At 73.0% G+C, this 16,568-nt stretch carries 16 protein-coding genes; 11 read left to right on the forward strand and 5 right to left on the reverse strand.

Translation table 11 applies throughout. The annotated features are described in order from the left end of the window. The first annotated feature begins 3 nt into the window (after positions 1-3). The 4 genes from asnB (at position 4) to EV378_RS31250 (ending at position 4,794) form a co-directional block, all read left to right on the forward strand. On the forward strand, positions 4-1,836 hold the full coding sequence (asnB, locus tag EV378_RS31235; RefSeq protein WP_132431069.1) for an asparagine synthase (glutamine-hydrolyzing): 1,833 nt from the start codon (positions 4-6) through the stop codon (positions 1,834-1,836). Between the two features lie 21 nt (positions 1,837-1,857). Next, complete coding sequence (locus EV378_RS31240; RefSeq protein ID WP_132431071.1) at positions 1,858-2,691, forward strand: ABC transporter ATP-binding protein; 834 nt, start codon at positions 1,858-1,860, stop codon at positions 2,689-2,691. Beyond that, on the forward strand, positions 2,681-3,454 hold the full coding sequence (locus tag EV378_RS31245) for an ABC transporter permease (RefSeq protein ID WP_132431073.1): 774 nt from the start codon (positions 2,681-2,683) through the stop codon (positions 3,452-3,454). Before EV378_RS31240 ends, EV378_RS31245 begins: the two co-directional genes overlap by 11 nt. A 104-nt stretch (positions 3,455-3,558) precedes the next feature. Then, positions 3,559-4,794, forward strand: a complete 1,236-nt coding sequence (locus tag EV378_RS31250; RefSeq protein ID WP_132431075.1) for a serine hydrolase domain-containing protein — start codon at positions 3,559-3,561, stop codon at positions 4,792-4,794. 19 nt (positions 4,795-4,813) lie between these two features. Here the strand turns inward: EV378_RS31250 and EV378_RS31255 are convergent, their stop codons facing one another. From EV378_RS31255 to EV378_RS31275, 5 genes are all read right to left on the reverse strand, one after another. Next, a complete protein-coding gene (locus EV378_RS31255) occupies positions 4,814-5,578 on the reverse strand; it encodes a DUF305 domain-containing protein (RefSeq protein WP_132431077.1) in 765 nt (254 codons plus the stop codon). A gap of 424 nt (positions 5,579-6,002) precedes the next feature. After that, on the reverse strand, positions 6,003-7,019 hold the full coding sequence (locus EV378_RS31260; RefSeq protein ID WP_132431079.1) for a 1-aminocyclopropane-1-carboxylate deaminase: 1,017 nt from the start codon (positions 7,017-7,019) through the stop codon (positions 6,003-6,005). Further along, positions 7,016-7,672 carry a GntR family transcriptional regulator gene (locus tag EV378_RS31265; protein ID WP_132431081.1) on the reverse strand — a complete coding sequence of 219 codons (657 nt, stop codon included), beginning with the start codon at positions 7,670-7,672 and terminating at the stop codon, positions 7,016-7,018. The genes EV378_RS31260 and EV378_RS31265 overlap by 4 nt, the downstream gene beginning before the upstream one ends. A gap of 175 nt (positions 7,673-7,847) precedes the next feature. Further along, the gene (locus EV378_RS31270) at positions 7,848-8,714 is read right to left on the reverse strand and encodes a DedA family protein (protein WP_243653849.1); all 867 of its coding nucleotides are present in this window, start codon (positions 8,712-8,714) and stop codon (positions 7,848-7,850) included. 105 nt (positions 8,715-8,819) lie between these two features. Further along, on the reverse strand, positions 8,820-9,773 hold the full coding sequence (locus tag EV378_RS31275) for an SDR family oxidoreductase (protein WP_132431083.1): 954 nt from the start codon (positions 9,771-9,773) through the stop codon (positions 8,820-8,822). Between the two features lie 179 nt (positions 9,774-9,952). Between EV378_RS31275 and EV378_RS31280 the strand changes: the two genes are divergently transcribed. The 7 genes from EV378_RS31280 (at position 9,953) to EV378_RS31305 (ending at position 16,507) form a co-directional block, all read left to right on the forward strand. Further along, positions 9,953-10,792, forward strand: coding sequence for a helix-turn-helix transcriptional regulator (locus EV378_RS31280; RefSeq protein WP_132431085.1), 840 nt, complete (start codon positions 9,953-9,955; stop codon positions 10,790-10,792). A gap of 480 nt (positions 10,793-11,272) precedes the next feature. Beyond that, the gene (locus EV378_RS31285; protein ID WP_132431087.1) at positions 11,273-11,704 is read left to right on the forward strand and encodes a PadR family transcriptional regulator; all 432 of its coding nucleotides are present in this window, start codon (positions 11,273-11,275) and stop codon (positions 11,702-11,704) included. Then, the gene (locus EV378_RS36035) at positions 11,628-12,152 is read left to right on the forward strand and encodes a D-sedoheptulose-7-phosphate isomerase (RefSeq protein ID WP_207908915.1); all 525 of its coding nucleotides are present in this window, start codon (positions 11,628-11,630) and stop codon (positions 12,150-12,152) included. Before EV378_RS31285 ends, EV378_RS36035 begins: the two co-directional genes overlap by 77 nt. After that, complete coding sequence (locus tag EV378_RS36040) at positions 12,149-12,370, forward strand: HypC/HybG/HupF family hydrogenase formation chaperone (RefSeq protein ID WP_243653850.1); 222 nt, start codon at positions 12,149-12,151, stop codon at positions 12,368-12,370. Before EV378_RS36035 ends, EV378_RS36040 begins: the two co-directional genes overlap by 4 nt. Continuing rightward, on the forward strand, positions 12,367-13,017 hold the full coding sequence (locus EV378_RS31295) for a D-sedoheptulose-7-phosphate isomerase (RefSeq protein WP_132431089.1): 651 nt from the start codon (positions 12,367-12,369) through the stop codon (positions 13,015-13,017). Before EV378_RS36040 ends, EV378_RS31295 begins: the two co-directional genes overlap by 4 nt. Beyond that, the gene (gene hypF, locus EV378_RS31300; RefSeq protein ID WP_243653851.1) at positions 13,014-15,461 is read left to right on the forward strand and encodes a carbamoyltransferase HypF; all 2,448 of its coding nucleotides are present in this window, start codon (positions 13,014-13,016) and stop codon (positions 15,459-15,461) included. The genes EV378_RS31295 and hypF overlap by 4 nt, the downstream gene beginning before the upstream one ends. A gap of 200 nt (positions 15,462-15,661) precedes the next feature. Next, positions 15,662-16,507 (forward strand): alpha/beta fold hydrolase, encoded by an 846-nt coding sequence (locus EV378_RS31305; protein WP_207908916.1) that lies wholly within the window; start codon positions 15,662-15,664, stop codon positions 16,505-16,507. The last annotated feature ends 61 nt before the right edge of the window (positions 16,508-16,568 follow it).

Genomic DNA, 16,568 nt, shown 5'->3' on the forward strand with positions numbered 1-16,568 from the left:
GCGATGTGCGGGATCACCGGATGGGTCGACTACCGGCGGGACCTGAACACGGAACGGGCGGCCCTCGCGGCCATGACGGACACGATGAGCTGCCGGGGCCCGGACGCCGCGGGCATCCACATCGACGGGCACGCGGCGCTCGGGCACCGCAGGCTCGCGATCATCGATCTCGACGGCGGCGCCCAGCCGATGGTGTTCGACCGCGCCGGACACCCCGGCGTCGCGATCACGTACTCGGGAGAGGCCTACAACTTCCGTGAGCTCGCCCGCGAGCTCACCGCCCGCGGGCACGAGCTGCGCACCACCAGCGACACCGAGGTGGTGCTGCACGCCTACCTCGAGTGGGGCGCCGGGATGGTCGAGCACCTGAACGGCATGTACGCGTTCGCGATCTGGGACGCCCGTACCCAGGAGCTGCTGCTCGTGCGCGACCGCATGGGCATCAAGCCGCTCTACTTCCACGACACCGGCGACGGCGTGCTGTTCGGCTCGGAGCCGAAGGCGATCCTGGCGAACGGTCTGCTGCCACCGGTCGTCGACGCGGACGGGTTCCGCGAGCTGTTCGCGCAGATCAAGTCGCCGGGGCGGACGTACTACCGCGGGATGCGCGAGGTGCAGCCAGGACACGTCGTGCGGGTGCGACCGGAGGGTGTCACCGAGCACCGCTACTGGGCGCTGGAGGCCACCGAGCACACCGACGACCTGCCGACGACCGTCGCGCACGTGCGCGAGCTGCTCGAGGACGTCGTCGCACGGCAGATGGTCGCGGACGTGCCGCAGTGCACGCTGCTCTCCGGCGGTCTCGACTCCAGCGCGATCACCGCGCTGGCGCAGCGCACGTCGCGGGCGGCGGGTGGCGGGGCCGTCCGCTCGTTCTCCGTGGACTTCTCGGGGCGGACCGAGAACTTCCGGGCCGAGGCTCTGCGCGCGACCCCCGACGCGCCGTTCGTGGCCGACCTCGCCGGGCACGTCGGCTCCGACCACACCGACATCGTGCTGGACACCGCGGAGCTGCTGGCCCCCGACGTCCGCTCGGCGGCCATCACGGCCAGGGACGCGCCGACCTGGGGCGACATGGACACGTCGCTGTACCTGCTGTTCCGGGCCGTGCGCGAGCGCTCGACGGTCGCGCTGTCCGGCGAGTCCGCGGACGAGGTGTTCGGCGGCTACAGCTGGTTCCACGACCCGGCCGTCGTCGACGCGCCGACGTTCCCGTGGCTGGCCGCGATCGACAACACCGGCACGATGTCGCTGCTCGACCGGGACCTGGCCGCGACGCTCGACCTGGGGACCTACATCGGCGACAGCTACGCCGCGGCGCTGGCCGACGTGCCGCGCCGCGACGGCGAGACCGGCCACGAGCGGCGGATGCGCGAGATCAGCCATCTGCACCTGACCCGGTTCGTGCGCACGCTGCTCGACCGTAAGGACCGGCTGAGCATGGCCGTCGGCCTCGAGGTCCGGGTGCCGTTCTGCGACCACCGGCTCGTCCAGTACGTGTTCAACGCGCCGTGGTCGATGAAGACGTTCGACGGCCGGGAGAAGACCCTGCTGCGGGCGGCGGTGTCCGACCTGCTCCCGACGTCGGTGCTGGAACGCGTGAAGGTGCCGTACCCGACCGTGCAGGACCCCGGCTACCACGCCGCGCTGCAGGACGCCGTCGGCAAGCTCGTCGCCGACGGGCAGGCGCCGGCCCTGCGGGTCTTCGACATCGACGTGATGCGGGCGATGGCCGAGGCGCCGCCGTCCGGCGACCCGCTCCAGCGCGAGGGGCTGGAGAGCGTGCTCGCCGGCAACGAGTGGGCCGAACGCTACGACCTGAGCATCGAACTCTGACCGGTGAGGAGCACCGCTGACATGCTCGACGTCAAGGACCTGAGGAAGAACTACGGGCCGGTCACCGCGCTCGACGGCTTCAGCCTGCACGTGTCGGCGGGCGAGATCGTCGGCCTGCTGGGGCACAACGGCGCCGGGAAGACGACGTTCCTGGACATCGTCGCCAACCAGATCCGCCCGGAGGCCGGGTCGGTGACGATCGACGGCCGGAAGCCCGCGAAGGCGGGGGAGCTGCTCGGCATCGCGCCGCAACACCTGGCGCTGTACCCGGCGATGACCGTCCGCGAGCACCTGCGGCTGTTCGGCGGTGTCGCCGGCCTGCGCCGCGCGGCGCTGCGCTCCGCGACCGAGGACGTGGTCACCGCCCTGCAGCTCACCGAGTGCCTCGACCGGCACGTCGGCACGCTCTCCGGCGGCCAGCAGCGCCGCACGCAGGCGGCGATCGCGCTGGTCCACCGCCCGCGGCTGCTGCTGCTCGACGAACCGACCGCGGGCGCCGACCCGGAGACCCGCCAGGCGCTGCTCGACGTCGTCAAGCAGCAGGCGGGCGACGGCGCCGCCGTCGTCTACACGACGCACTACCTGCCGGAGCTCGCCGACCTGCACGCCAGCGTCGCCGTCGTGCGCAACGGCCGGGTGATCTCCCGTGGCACCAGCGACGAGCTGCTCGCCGGCCTGCCCAGCGAGGTCACGGTGAGCTTCGACGGCGACGAGGTCCGCCGGACCACCACGGAACCGGCGCAGATGCTCGTCGAACTGCTGCGGGACACCGACCGCCCGCTGTCCGGTGTGGACATCCGCGACCCGTCCCTCGACGACCTCTACCGCTCGCTGGTGGGTTCCGATGTCCGTTGACCGCGCTGACGTCACCGACACCCTGCACCGGTCCCGGGTCCTGATCCGGCACAACGTCGCGCTGGTCCTGCGGGACGTCTACCCGGTCGCGAGCTACCTCGTCATGCCGATGGTGCTGATGCTCGTGCTCCGGCCGCTCTACGTGAACGCGCTGGACGACGGCCTGATGCAGGTCGTCGTCGGCCCCGTCGTGATGGTGTCGGTGCTGTCCCTGCACCTGGTCGGCAACCTGGTCGTCGTCGAGCGCGAGTGGGGCACGTGGGACCGCCTGCGCGGCAGCCGCGCGTCGATCGTCGAGATGATGCTGGGCAAGGCCGTGCCCGCCGGGCTGCTGCTGCTCGCGCAGCTCGTCGTCCCGTTCGCGTTCGGCTATCTGGTCATCGGTCTGCCGCTGCCCGCCGCCCCGGTCCAGCTGTTCGGCGCGATGCTGCTGTGGACGGCCTGCCTGCTCTCGCTCGGCTACGCCGTCGCGGCGGTGGTGCGCAGCCGTGCCCAGATGGGGGCCGTCGCGGACATCGGCGCGCTGCTGCTGAGCGCGCTCGGGGGCGCGCTGCTCCCGGTGGGGCTGATGCCCGGATGGGCCCAGGTGCTGGCACACGTCTCGCCGGGCTACTGGGCGATCGCGCTGATGCGCGCCGCGAGCGACGGCGACGTGCACGCCGCACTCCTGCCCGCCGTCGTGCTGCTCGTGATCACGGTCGTCGTCGGGGCGTTCGCGGCGCAGCGGTTCTCCCGTCGTCGCGATCACTCGTTCGCGCTCTGACACCGTTCGGGCGGCCTCCCGGCGCGACGGCGGATCGTGCACGGGTCCAGAATCAAGATCGCGGGCCCTGGCGACGGCGCCGCGCCGACAGCGAGGAGAAGAACGTGCTCACCCGGCGTCCACGGCGGATCCTGACCGTGCTGGCCGTTCTGGTGGTCGTGGTCGGCGCCCTGTTCGTCGCGGTGGAGACGACGACCGACCGGTTCTACCTGTCCCGGGTGCTCGCCTGGCACGGCGCGGATTACCAGGACTGGCAGCGGTTCCCGTCCCGGCCGGTGCCGACGGGACCGGACGGGAACCCGTTCCGGCCCGCGCCGGCCACCCCGCCGCCATGGCTGCAGACCGTCACCGGCCACCCGGACGCCCCGCCCCCCGCCGACGAGCGCGAGCCGTGGGTGACCGAGGGCGGTCAGCGGGGCGGCGCGGCCGTCACCGAGCCGCTGGACGAGTACATGGCGAACTCGGGGACCACGGCGTTCCTGGTCGCCCGCGACGACCAGCTGCTCTACGAGCGCTACTACAACGGGTCCGGTCACGACGCCACGCAGACGTCGTTCTCGATGGCGAAGTCGTTCATCTCCGCCCTGGTCGGCATCGCCGTCGAGCAGGGTCGCATCCGCAGCGTCGACGACCCGGTGGTGCGCTACGTCCCCGAGCTCGCCGGCCGCGGGATGGACACCATGACGATCCGGAACCTGCTCACGATGTCCTCCGGACTGGCGTTCTCCGGAGAGGACGGTGCGGGCGGTCCGTTCGGCGACGACGCCAAGATCTACTACACGCCGCAGCTGCGGAAGCTGGCGCTCCAGGTGCAGGCCGCGTCACCGCCGGGGCAGCACTGGCAGTACAACGACTACGACACCGTCCTGATGGGACTGATCCTCGAGCGGACCACGGGCCGTCCGGTCGCGTCGCTGCTGTCCGACGAGATCTGGAAGCCGATGGGCGCGGAGGCGGACGGGTCCTGGAGCCTGGACAGCACGGCCGACGGCTTCGAGAAGATGGCCAGCGGGATCAACGGGCGCGCGGTCGACTTCGCGAAGTTCGGGCGCCTGTTCCTGGACGGCGGCCGGGTGAACGGCAGGCAGGTGGTCCCCGGGGACTGGGTCCGGGAGTCGACGAAGATCGACACGACGACCGACCCGGCGGACTTCTACCAGTACTTCTGGTGGATCGACGTCGCGCGCCCCGGCCGGTACATGGCCGTCGGGAACCTGGGGCAGTTCATCTACGTGGTGCCCGACAAGCACCTGGTTATCGTGCGTTTCGGGGAGCGGTTCGGCGCACAGCAGTGGACGCCGCTCCTGCGATCCATCGCAGACGCGGCGCCCCGGCCCTGACGTTCTCCTCGCGCGGGACTCAGGCGAGCATCCCGCGCATCTGAGCGATCTCGCGCTGCTGGGAGTCCACGATGGACTGGGCCAGTGCCCTCGCCTGCGGGTTGGCGCCGGAGGCCAGCTCGGTGCGGGCCATCGCGACGCCGCCCTCGTGGTGGGCGATCATCATCGTCAGGAACGCCCGGTCGAAGGCGGGTCCGCTCGACTGCTCGAGATCACGCATCTGGCCGGCGCTCATCATGCCGGGCATCCCGTCGGAGGCGTGATCCATCCCGTCCGACGCGTGGTCCATCCCGTCGGATGCGTGGCTCGTGCCGTCGGACATCTGGTCCATCCTGCCGGACATGTGGTCCATCCCGGGGATGCCAGCCGTCCCGGCGGGGGGTGCGGGGGCCGGGGCGCCCGCGGGGGCCTGCGGTGCCGGCCGGCCCGGACTCGTCGTGCACCACGCCGCGAGCATCGCGTTCATCTCCTGGATCTCCGGCTCCTGCGCACGCTGGATGGCGGCGGCGAGCGAGCGGACGCGCCCGTCGGCCGACCGGTCGGTGGCCAGGGGCGCCATCTGCACTGCCTGCTGATGGTGCGGGACCATGGCCGTGGCGAACGTGACGTCCGCCTGGTTGTGCGGCTCCGCGGCGGCCTCGTACGACGCCGCCGCGTACGCCGGTGCGGGCGAGATCCCCTCTGCGGCGGGACAGTCGGCAGGGCATCCGGTGCCGCATGCGGACAGGACGACGACGGCTGCGGCGGACACCACTGTGGCGGCCGCCGCGTGAGTGGTCTTCATGGGTGATTCGGCTCCTCGGTCGCGAACGAGTGCGATGACCCGGGAGGCGGTTCTCCCGCGCCGACCTCGATCGTCGATCAGCGGCCGAGGGGGCACCACGGATCGCCGACGGCGAGAAACGGCCGCCGGTTGCTGTCACCGCGGGCGGTGCTCGACGCCGGGTGCGGCGTCGGGCCCGGTGGCCATGATCGGTGGCTCCGGAGGACGGCGGCCGTGGGTGGCCGTGATCCGCCCGAGTCGCTGATCATGGTGCGCCGGGACGGCTGGCTCGACGGCGCTCATCGCGCGATCCCGTACGCGACGGCCCTCTCCGTGGGGTCGTCGGAGGCGTCGAACTGCTCACGTACCCGCACGACGACGGGTCCGAGCGCGGTGCCCACTCTGGCGATCTCCGGTGCTGCGGGTCCACCGCTGGCGGGCGGGTTCAGGCGAACACGTCCGGGTAGGCGTTCAGCGCGGGCTGGCCGCCCAGGTGTGCATAGAGGACGGTCGAGTCCGCTCCGATCTCGCCGGACGTCACGAGGTCGACCAGCCCGGCCATCGACTTCCCCTCGTACACCGGGTCGATGATCATCCCTTCGAGCCTGCCGGACAGCCGGATCGCGTCCACCGTGGACTCGACCGGGATGCCGTAGAGGTCGCCGGCCCATCCCTCGAGGAGGGTGATCTCGTCCGGTCGCAGGTCGCGGCCGAGCTCGATCTGTGTCGCGGTGTTCGTCGCGATCCGCTCGACCTGCGCGCGGGTCCTGTCCGGGGTCGCCGACGCGTCGATGCCGAGCACCCGCCGCGGGCGGCCGTCGCCGCTCTCCTGGAGCGCGGCGAAGCCGGCGATCATGCCGGCGTGCGTCGAGCCGGTGACCGTGCAGACGACGACCGTGTCGAAGAAGACGCCCAGCTGCCTCTCCTGCTCGGCGACCTCGAACGCCCAGTTGGCGAAGCCGAGCCCGCCGAGCGGGTGCTCGGACGCCCCGGCCGGGATCGCGTACGGCTTCCCGCCCGCCGCTTCGACGTCGGCGAGCGCGTCCTCCCACGACCGCCGGATGCCGATGTCGAAGCCGGACGGGTCCAGGCGCACGTCGGCGCCCATGATCCGGCTCAGCAGGATGTTGCCGACCTTGTCGTTCTCCGGGTAGTCCCGGTCGACCCAGTGTTCCTGCACCAGCCGGCACTTCAGGCCGAGGCGCGCGGCGACGGCGGCGACCTGGCGGGTGTGGTTGCTCTGCACGCCGCCGATCGAGACGAGCGTGTCCGCGCCGCTGGCCAGCACGTCGGGGACGATGTACTCCAGCTTGCGGGTCTTGTTGCCGCCGAACGCCAGGCCGCTGTTGACGTCCTCGCGCTTGGCCCAGACGCGGGCGCCTCCGAGGTGGTCGGACAGCCGCTCGAGCGGGTGGACCGGGCTCGGGCCGAACGTCAGCGGGTGCCGGGGGAACTGCTTCATCGGGACTCTCCGTGGGGGTCGAGGGTCGCCCAGGTCTCGCGGGACACGATGGCGGCCTCGGCCGCGTCCCCGCGTTCGCACAGGTCGACGAGCCGGGCGTGCCGGGCGACCGAGGCGCGTCCGGCGAGGGTGGCGAACCGGACCCGCTCGAGGCGGCGCACGAGCGGGGTGAACTGGTCGAGCACGGACACGATCGCCGCGTTGCCGCCTGCCCGGACCGGGACGGCGTGGAACGCGTCGTCGGCCGCCAGCGCGGCGTCCACGTCGCCCGTGGCGACGGCGGTCCGGAACCGCTCGTTGGCCGCGCGCATGGACGCGAGGTCGTCGGCGGTCAGCAGCGGGACGGCCGTCGCGACGGCGAGCTCGTGCATCGCCGCGACGACCGCCTGCGCGTCGTGTGCGGCGCGCGCGTCGAGCGAGCTGACCGTCGTGGACCGCCCGGGTGCCGCGACGACCAGTCCCGCCTGCCCGAGCCGTAGCAGCGCCTCGCGCACCGGGGTGCGGGAGACCCCGAGCCACTGCGCGAGCTCGCCGTCGCGCAGCTGCTCGCCGGGTGCGAGCGAGCCGTCGACGATGGCATCGCGCAACCGCAGGTAGACGTCGTCGCGCAGCAGCGACCGCTCCAGCGGTCCGGCACCCTCCGGGATGGGCATGTAATATATTGCATTCTGAACCGTCGCGGTTGTCAAGCTCGTGAACGGACGACCGGCAGGGCGGGCGCTCGACGGCGACGCGCAGGCGCGGACCGTAACCCGCTGGCGGGCGAGGACGTGACCGACCGCGGCGCGGATCCTGACCCGGCGCCTCGACCGTCTCCGACGGGACGGTTCAGCCGGGCTCGCCCGGCTGGACGCGGTCCGCGGCGGCCTGCCCCGCCTTCTTGGCCTTGTCCTCCCGGTAGCTGCGACGGGTGGCCTTGATCGTCACGACCGCGACCAGCGCCAGAGTGATCCAGAGGGCGTACTTGTCGATCATCAGGACGACGTCGACCCCGTGCTGGCCGACGCCGAACCCGAGACCCGCGACGAGCCCGGCGATGGCAGCGGCCCCGATCGCGTCGAAGACCAGGAACGGGATCAGACGCATGCCTCCGAGCCCCGCGACGGCGAACACGGCGGGAGCGGGGACACCGGGCAGTGCCGCGGCCGCCACGACGAGCGGCATCGCCCAGCGCGGCCAGGACCGGATCCGGGCGACGAACCGCTTCGCGAGCTCTCCGGGAGCCCACAGCTCGATGATCTTCGCCCCCCACCGCCGTCCGGCGAGCCAGAACAGCCAGTCGAACTTGACCATGCCGAACACGCCCGCGGCGATCACGAGCCACAGGTCGCCCTGGCCGATCCGGGCGAACGCGGCGCCCGCACCGATCGCGGACAGGCTCCCGGTGACGGCGCTGAGCGCGACCGGGTGCGACGCCAGCAGGAACGGCCGGAACGGCATGGTCGCCGCCATCAGCAGCAGGACGGCCAGCGTGGAGAACACCAGGATCTTGTCGCCGCGCGACATCGGGTGGTCCCACGGCATCGCGTCGCGCCAGGCCTTCTTCGCCTCGGCGATCTCCTCGGGGGAGTAGTCCTTGCTCCGCCAGCGGAACCGCTTCGGTTTGCCGGCGGCCGCCGCACCACCGTCCGCCGGATCCGTGCCCGTGGTCTGCGCGGCGTCCACCGTCTCCGGCTGCGTCCCGTCCCCCGACATCCGTTCTCCCCAGGTTCCGGTGACGTGCGGTCACGCCACCTCGACGAGGAGAAGTGGACACCATGCCGCTACGGCAGGGTCAAGCACGCCCCCGGATCGGGCGTATCAGGATGTTCCGGACGGGTCGAACTCCACCGCCGCGAGCTCGGCCGAACGATCCCAGACGCGGCGCGCGTCGTCGGCGCTGCGCAGCGGTGGGTAGAGCTTCTGCAGCCCGGGCGGTCCGCCGACGTTCCCGGGCCCGCTCGGTCCGACGAGCACGCCGCCGCCGACGTCCGGTGACGTCGCCGCGTACAGGGCGGTGAGCAACGCGGTCTCGACGGTGCCGAACAGGATGCCGCGCGACGACAGCGCGCCGATGACCCGGCGGCCGACGGTGTCGCGGGACCTGCCGACCTCCGGCCGGGCGGCGAGCAGGTTCGTCGGGACGACGCCGGGGTGCGAGAGGTTGCTGGTGATGCCCCATCCGTCGGCCCGGCTGCGGCGGTCGAGCTCGAGGCCGAACAGCCCGAACGCGATCTTGGACTGCCGGTAGGCGCGCATGCCGTCGTAGGAACGCTCCCAGTTCAGGTCCGCCCAGTTCACCGAGCCCCGGCTCGCCGCGACGCTGACCTGCGACGTCACGCGGGCGCGTCCGGCCCGCAGCAGTGGCAGCAGGTGGGCGACGAGCGCGACGTGGCCGAGGTGGTTCGTGCCGAACTGGAGCTCGACGCCGTCGACGGTCGTCTGCCGGTCGGGCGGGGTCATCACGCCGGCGTTGTTGATCAGGATGTGGATCGGACGGTCCTCGCCGCGCAGGGTCGCGCCGAGCGCGGCCACCGACGCGAGCGAGGACAGGTCGAGCTCGCGCAGGGACACGTCCGCGCCGGGGACCCGGTCGCGGATCGCGGCGACGGCCGCATCGCCCTTGGCCGGGTTGCGGACGGGCATCACGACCTCGGCGCCCGCGGCGGCGAGCCGGCGGGCCAGGCCGAGACCGACCCCGTCGCTGGCTCCGGTGACGACGGCGCGGCGGCCGGTGAGGTCGGGGACGGTGATGTCGGGTCGACGACGGGGCATCGGTCGGGTCCTCTCGTGGGTGTCCACCCGAGACTCGGCGATCGCGCGGACGGTATCCACGGCCCGCCGATCCGTGGCCGGCGCGTCCACCGCAGGCGCGCAGGCGGGGGATCGACGGGCCGTGGATACGCCGGGGCGCAAGCGGTACGAACGGGTGCAGTACAGAGGGAGGGCACACCGTGATCGATCGGACCGGGCTGGCGGAGTTCCTGCGCCGCCGCCGCGCGTCGCTGCAGCCGGAGGACGTCGGCCTGACGCGCGGACCACGCAGGCGGACCGGCGGCCTGCGACGGGAGGAGGTCGCCGCCCTCTGCCACATGTCGACCGACTACTACGCCCGCCTCGAACGCGAACGCGGGCCGCACCCGTCGGAGTCGATGATCGCGTCGATCGCTCAGGGCCTGCATCTCTCGCTCGACGAGCGCGACCACCTGTTCCGGCTCGCCGGGCACCGTCCGCCGGTCCGCGGGCCGGTCGGCGAGCACATCAGCCCCGGCATGCTGCGGGTGTTCGACCGCCTCGGCGACACCCCGGCGGAGATCGTCACCGAGCTCGGCGAGACGCTGCGGCAGACTCCGCTCGGTGTGGCGCTCACCGGTGACATGACCGTCCACACCGGACCGTCGCGCAGCATCGGGTACCGGTGGTTCACCGACCCGGTGACGCGGGCGCTGTACGCGCCGGAGGAGCACCCGTTCCTGTCCCGGATGTTCGCGTCCGGCCTGCGCGAGATCGCGACGCTGCGCGGGTCCGGCTCCCGGGCGGCCCACCTCGCCGACCTCCTGCTCGCCGGCAACGAGGAGTTCCGCGCGGTCTGGGACGAGCACGAGGTCGGCATCCGGCCGCGCGAGGTCAAGCACTTCGTGCACCCGGAGCTCGGCGCTCTGGAACTGCACTGCCAGACGCTGCTCGACCCGCACCAGTCGCACTCGCTGCTCGTCTACACCGCCCGTCCGGGGAGCGAGAGCCACGAGAAGCTCGAGCTGCTGTCCGTCGTCGGGGCGCAACCGCTCGGGTGAGCCGGCGTTCAGCCCGATGTCGGCTGTGCGTCACCTGTATATCGAGTTCGCTACTGGGCCGGACGGTGCAGCGGTAGTGGGCGGTACGGTCGCTGCGCGCGCAACGACCAGCCTCGGCGGTGTCGTCGTTGCGCCGCAGGACCGGCTCGTGACGGGCCGGTCCGGCTCGGGTGTCGCGACCGGCGGCTGTGGGAGTCCCCGGTCGTCGCACTCCCGCTCCGGCGGGCCGCTCGCCGGGTCGCGCCCCTCCTCTCCAGCGCGACCCGGCGGCTGCGGCCCGGCCGTCCGGCCTCGGGCGACGACGGCGGAGCCGATCGACTGCGGCGCGTTCTGCGCCACGCCCCGAGCCCCGGCGAATCGATCGATCCTCGTATTCGTGAAATCCGCCGGAATCGCTCCACGTGGTTGTGGCGTCGATCACAAAGTGGGAGAGTCGGGCAGGTCAGGCCCCACCCACCACCTCAGGGGGCCCCGTTCGCGATGTCGGAACTCGAACCTCGGAACTTCCTGCAGCCGTGCCTTCTGCTGCTGCTGCGCGAGCAGGACGACCACGGCTACGGGCTGGTCGCCCGACTCCGCCCGTTGCACGACGGCGAGGGCGACGCCGGCGGCGTGTACCGCGCGCTGCGCGGGATGGAACGCCACGGTCTCGTGCTGTCCGAATGGCAGGCGTCCGATGTCGGTCCGGCGCGGCGCACCTACCGCATCACCCCGGAGGGCCGTGCGGCCCTCGACGCGCAGGCGGTGGAGCTGGCCAACGTGCACATGACCCTGCACGTGTTCATGGACCGCTACGAACGGCTGCCCGGCCATCGACCACGGGGGGTGATGACCCATGTCGACGATCGAGGCGCCGGACGTGACGGCGGCGTTCGCGCGACGCCGCGACCCCGTCGCGGCGCTGGCCACTGACGCGGACCGTCTCGCGGCCGCATGCCGCGCCATGGCGGGGCGTTTCCGCGACGGTGGTCGTCTGCTCGCGGCCGGACGGGGGCTCTCGGCCGCCGATGCCGCACACGTCGTCGTCGAGTTCGTGCACCCGGTGATCGTCGGGACCAGGGCGCTGCCGGCACTGGAGCTGCCGGACGGCGGATCCGCGGACTCGGTCGCGCTGTTCGGCGAGCCCGGCGACGTGCTGCTCGTGTTCGCCCCCGACGGCGTCGATCCCGATCTCACCGGAGCGCTCGCCGCCGCCGACGACATGCTGACGATCGCGCTGACCGGGCCGTCACCTGCGCGGGCCGACCACGTGCTCGTCGTGCCGTCGGACGACCCGCGAGTCGTCCGCGAGGCGCACGTGACCACCTACCACGTGCTCTGGGAGCTGGTGCACGTCTACCTGGCCGGAGGTGTGCCGTGACCGACTCGTGCGAGGGCGACGTCTGCATCACCTGTTCCGACGCGGCCGTCGAGGTCGTCGTCGCCGCGCTGCTGCCCGACGGGCTCGCGCTGGTCGACACGGACGCGGGGACGCGCGAGGAGGTCAGCGTCGCGCTCGTCGAAGCCGGGGTCGGTGACGTCGTGCTGGTGCACGCGGGCGAGGCGATCGCCACCGTGCGTCGGGAGGCCGCTCCGTGACGACCGACGGGCTGTACCCGTTCCTGCGGGCCGCACCGGAGCCGCAGGCCGATCTCGACGCCGCCGTCGCCCGCTCCACCCGGGACAAGATCGCGGAGATCGGCCGGCTGCGTGCGGCCGTCGCGGATCGGGAGGCGACCGCGCTGGCCGCGTGTGCGACGGCGATGGCCGACCGGTTCGCCCGCCGCGGGCGGCTGTACGCGTTCGGCAACGGCGGCTCGTCGACCGACGCGCTCGCCGTCGCCTCGCTGTACGCCGCGCCCGGTCTGGGCCACCGCGCGCTGCCGGCGCTGTCCCTGCCCGCCGACGTCGCGTCGCTGACGGCGCTGGCCAACGACGTCTCGTTCGACGTCGTGTTCGCCCGGCCCCTGCGCGCCGTCGGGCGCCCCGAGGACGTCGCGTTCGGGCTGTCCACCAGCGGCGGCTCGGAGAACGTGCGCCGCGGGATGGACGCCGCGCACGAGCGGGGGATGCTGACGGTCGCGGTGGCCGGGTCCGACGGCGGGGCGCTCGCCGAGGCGCACCGGCAGGGGCGGATCGCGCACCTGCTCGTCGTGCCGTCGCAGTCCGTGCACCGCATCCAGGAAGCGCAGACCACCGTCTACCAGGTGCTCTGGGAGCTGGTGCAGCGCGCGCTCGCGCCGTGAGGAGGCTGGCCGTCCGGGTCGGTGGCACCGTCCAGGGCGTCGGCTTCCGGCCGTTCGTCCACGGGGTCGCGACCCGGTTGGGGCTGGCCGGGCACGTCGGCAACGACGAGCGCGGCGTCCTGCTCGAGGTCGAGGGCCCGGAATCGGATCTGGAGGTGCTGGTCGCGGCGGTGCGCGAGGGGCCGCCGCTCGCCGTCGTCACCGGTGTCGAGTGCGCGCCGCTGCCGGTGCGCGGCGAGCGGGGATTCGTGATCGTCGCCAGCACCGGGCACGACCGGACGGCCGCCACGACCATCCCGCCGGACACCGCCACCTGCGACGACTGTCTGGCCGAACTGCGCGACCCCACCGACCGCCGCCACCGGCACCCGTTCGTCAACTGCACGAACTGCGGGCCCCGCCTCACGATCGTCACCGGCGTGCCCTACGACCGGGTGGCGACGACCATGGCCGCGTTCGAGATGTGCCGGGCCTGCGCGGCGGAGTACGAGGATCCCGGTGACCGGCGCTTCCACGCCCAGCCGGTGTGCTGCCCGTCCTGCGGGCCCACCCTGCGCTACGAGCCGCTCCACCGTCCCGCTCCGCCCGAGCCGGCGTTCCACCCCACCGTGCCGAACGAACGGCACCTTCGAGCAATGTCACTGCCCGAAGGTGCCGTTCGTTCGGAGGTGGCGGCGGTGGCGGGGGTCGCGGGGGTCGCAGCGGTCGATGCTGCGGCGGTCGATGCGGCCGGGGACGTGCTGCGGGCGGGTGCGGTGCTCGCCGTGAAGGGGCTCGGCGGGTACCACCTGGCCGTGCTCGCCGGCGACGAGGACGCGGTCCGGACGCTGCGCGGGCGCAAGCACCGCGAGGATCGTTCGTTCGCCGTCGCGGTGCCGGATCTCGCCACCGCCCGCGGGCTCTGCCACGTCGACGACGAGGAGGCGGCGCTGCTGTCGTCGCACCGGGCGCCGATCGTGCTGGTGCGGCGCCGGGCGGGAGCGCCGGTGGCGGAGTCGGTCGCGCCGGGCGACCCGTACCTCGGCCTGATGCTGCCCTACACGCCGGTGCACCACCTGCTGCTCGACGCCGTCGGTGAACCGATCGTTCTGACCAGCGGTAACGTCTCCGACGAGCCGATCGCGCACCGCGACGACGACGCCGCCGAGCGCCTCGCCCCGATCGCCGACGGCATGCTGACGCACGACCGTCCGATTCGGACTCGCGCTGACGACTCGGTCCTGCGCGTCGTCCGCGGGCGGCCCTACCCGGTGCGCCGCTCGCGTGGATACGCCCCGTCGCCGATCCCGGTGCCCCTCGCCACGCCGCGCCCGGTGCTCGGCGTCGGTGCGGAGCTCAAGAACACGTTCTGCCTGCTTCGCGGCGACCAGGCGTTCGTCTCCCACCACATCGGCGACCTCGCCAACGCCGAGACCCTGCGGGCGTTCACCGACGGCGTCGCGCACCTGTCCCGGCTGCTCGACGTCGTGCCCGAGGTCGTCGCGCACGACGTGCACCCGGAGTACCTGTCCACGAAGTGGGCCCTCGACCTGTCCGATGTGGAATGTGTTGGCGTGCAGCATCACCACGCCCACCTGGCCGGCTGCCTGGCCGAGCACGGCGAGACCGGGCACGCGATCGGGATCGCGTGCGACGGCACCGGGTTCGGCACCGACGGCACGCTCTGGGGCGGCGAGATCTTCGACGTGTCCCTGGCCGCATTCGACCGGGTCGCGCACCTCGAGCCGGTCCCACTCCCGGGCGGCGCCACCGCGATCCGCGAGCCGTGGCGCACCGCCGCCGCCTGGCTGTGGACTCTCGGCGAACCGATGCCACCGGAGTGGGCGACGATCGGTGCGCTGCTCGACGCGCACGCGTCCGGACGCCTTCCGCAGCCGGTCACGACGAGCGCCGGCCGCCTGTTCGACGCCGTCGCCGCGCTCTGCGGCGTGCGGGACCGGATCACCTACGAGGGACAGGCGGCGATCGAGCTGGAGCGGCTCGTCGCCCCCCGTGTGCGTGACGGCTACCCGGTCCCCGTCGCGGTCGCGCCACCTGCACGCGACCCGGGCCGCCCGGCGGACCGCGCCGGATCGGCTCCCGTCGCGCTGCCCGCGAGCGAGCTCGTGCGTGCCGTGTTGTGCGACCTGCGGGCAGGCGTCGGGGTCCCGGTCGTCGCCGCACGGTTCCACATCGGGCTGGCCGCGATGCTCGTCGACGCGGCGACCGCCGCCGCCCGTGCGCGCGGCCGCGACACGGTGGCGCTGTCCGGCGGGGTCTTCGCGAACCTGGTCCTGCTGGAGGCCGTCCGCTCCGGCCTGGAGGCGGAGGGCCTGCGCGTCCTCGTCCACTCGCAGGTCCCGTGCAACGACGGCGGCATCTCCCTGGGGCAGGTGGCGGTGGCCGCCGCACGGGAGGATCCGGACGCGCACCCGGGCGGACGCGTGATCGCCGGCTCACGCTGATCCGGCGTCCGCGCGCTGATCCGGCGAAGGCGAGTGTCCGGGCGCACGCGTTCTCCGGATCACCGTGAGTGGACCGGCTCCGCCCTCCATCGCATCCCCGGCAGACCCGGGCCTCCGTGACGACCTCCGCCACCGCCGATGAGTTCGGCTGTCGTCGCCGGTCGGAACGGGGAGCACGTCCGTCGAACCCGGGAGACATCGTGACCCCCTCGCGCATCGGCCACCTGCCGATCAACGGCCTGGACCTCCACTACGAGGTGTACGGCGAGCTCGGTTCCTCGCCGCCGTTGCTGCTGATCCCCGGCGCGTTCATGGCCACCGGCTCGATGGCCGTGTGGGCGTCCGCGTTCGCGGCCGACCGCCCCGTGATCGTCGTCGACCAGCAGGGCCACGGCCGCACCCCGGACACGCCCCGCGCGATGTCCTACGAGCAGTTCGCCGACGACGCCGCGGCGCTCCTGCGTGCGTTGGACGTGGAGCGGGCGGACGTCATGGGCTACTCGCAGGGCGGCGGGGTCGCGCTCCAGCTCGCGCTCCGGCACCCGACGCTGGTCGGGAAGCTGGTCTCGCTGTCCGCGACGTTCCGCAGGGACGGGTGGTACCCGGTGGTGCTGACGAGCATCGCGGGCCTCGACACCTCGCCGTTCGCCGGCACGCCCGTCGAGACGGCGTTCCTGGAACACACGCCCGACCCGGCCGCGTTCGACGCCTACCTCGAGAAGATGAAGGTCCTGAACAACGAGGACCAGGAGATCAGCGACGAGGAGATGCGGTCGATCACGGCGAAGGCCATGGTGATCGTCGGCGACGCGGACGGGGTGCGGCCGGAGCACGCGGTGGAGATGTTCCTGCTGCTCGGCGGCGGTGACCAGCAGGCGGCGGAGACCGGGATCATGCAGACCTCGCCGAAGGCGCGCCTGGTGATCCTCCCGGCGACGTCGCACATCGGGATCTCGGGGGAGTCGGCGGTGCTCGTGCCGATGATCACCGCGTTCCTCGACGACGTGCCCCCGACGACGCCGGACCTGTTCGGAGAGTCCGGCTGACATGGCGCTGACGGCTGTTCGATCATGGCCGGGACAGCCCTGAGCGCCATGTCAGCCGGAG

It is taken from the genome of Pseudonocardia endophytica (assembly GCF_004339565.1).
In the GTDB taxonomy this organism is placed as follows: domain Bacteria; phylum Actinomycetota; class Actinomycetes; order Mycobacteriales; family Pseudonocardiaceae; genus Pseudonocardia; species Pseudonocardia endophytica.

Bases quoted from the DNA above. Each gene is read 5' to 3' on its own strand.
- asnB (WP_132431069.1), top strand. From the start codon at position 4: ATGTGCGGGATCACCGGATGGGTCGACTACCGGCGGGACCTGAACACG.
- EV378_RS31240 (WP_132431071.1), top strand. From the start codon at position 1,858: ATGCTCGACGTCAAGGACCTGAGGAAGAACTACGGGCCGGTCACCGCG.
- EV378_RS31245 (WP_132431073.1), top strand. From the start codon at position 2,681: ATGTCCGTTGACCGCGCTGACGTCACCGACACCCTGCACCGGTCCCGG.
- EV378_RS31255 (WP_132431077.1), bottom strand. From the start codon at position 5,578: ATGAAGACCACTCACGCGGCGGCCGCCACAGTGGTGTCCGCCGCAGCC.
- EV378_RS31260 (WP_132431079.1), bottom strand. From the start codon at position 7,019: ATGAAGCAGTTCCCCCGGCACCCGCTGACGTTCGGCCCGAGCCCGGTC.
- EV378_RS31265 (WP_132431081.1), bottom strand. From the start codon at position 7,672: ATGCCCATCCCGGAGGGTGCCGGACCGCTGGAGCGGTCGCTGCTGCGC.
- EV378_RS31270 (WP_243653849.1), bottom strand. From the start codon at position 8,714: ATGTCGGGGGACGGGACGCAGCCGGAGACGGTGGACGCCGCGCAGACC.
- EV378_RS31275 (WP_132431083.1), bottom strand. From the start codon at position 9,773: ATGCCCCGTCGTCGACCCGACATCACCGTCCCCGACCTCACCGGCCGC.
- EV378_RS31285 (WP_132431087.1), top strand. From the start codon at position 11,273: ATGTCGGAACTCGAACCTCGGAACTTCCTGCAGCCGTGCCTTCTGCTG.
- EV378_RS36035 (WP_207908915.1), top strand. From the start codon at position 11,628: ATGTCGACGATCGAGGCGCCGGACGTGACGGCGGCGTTCGCGCGACGC.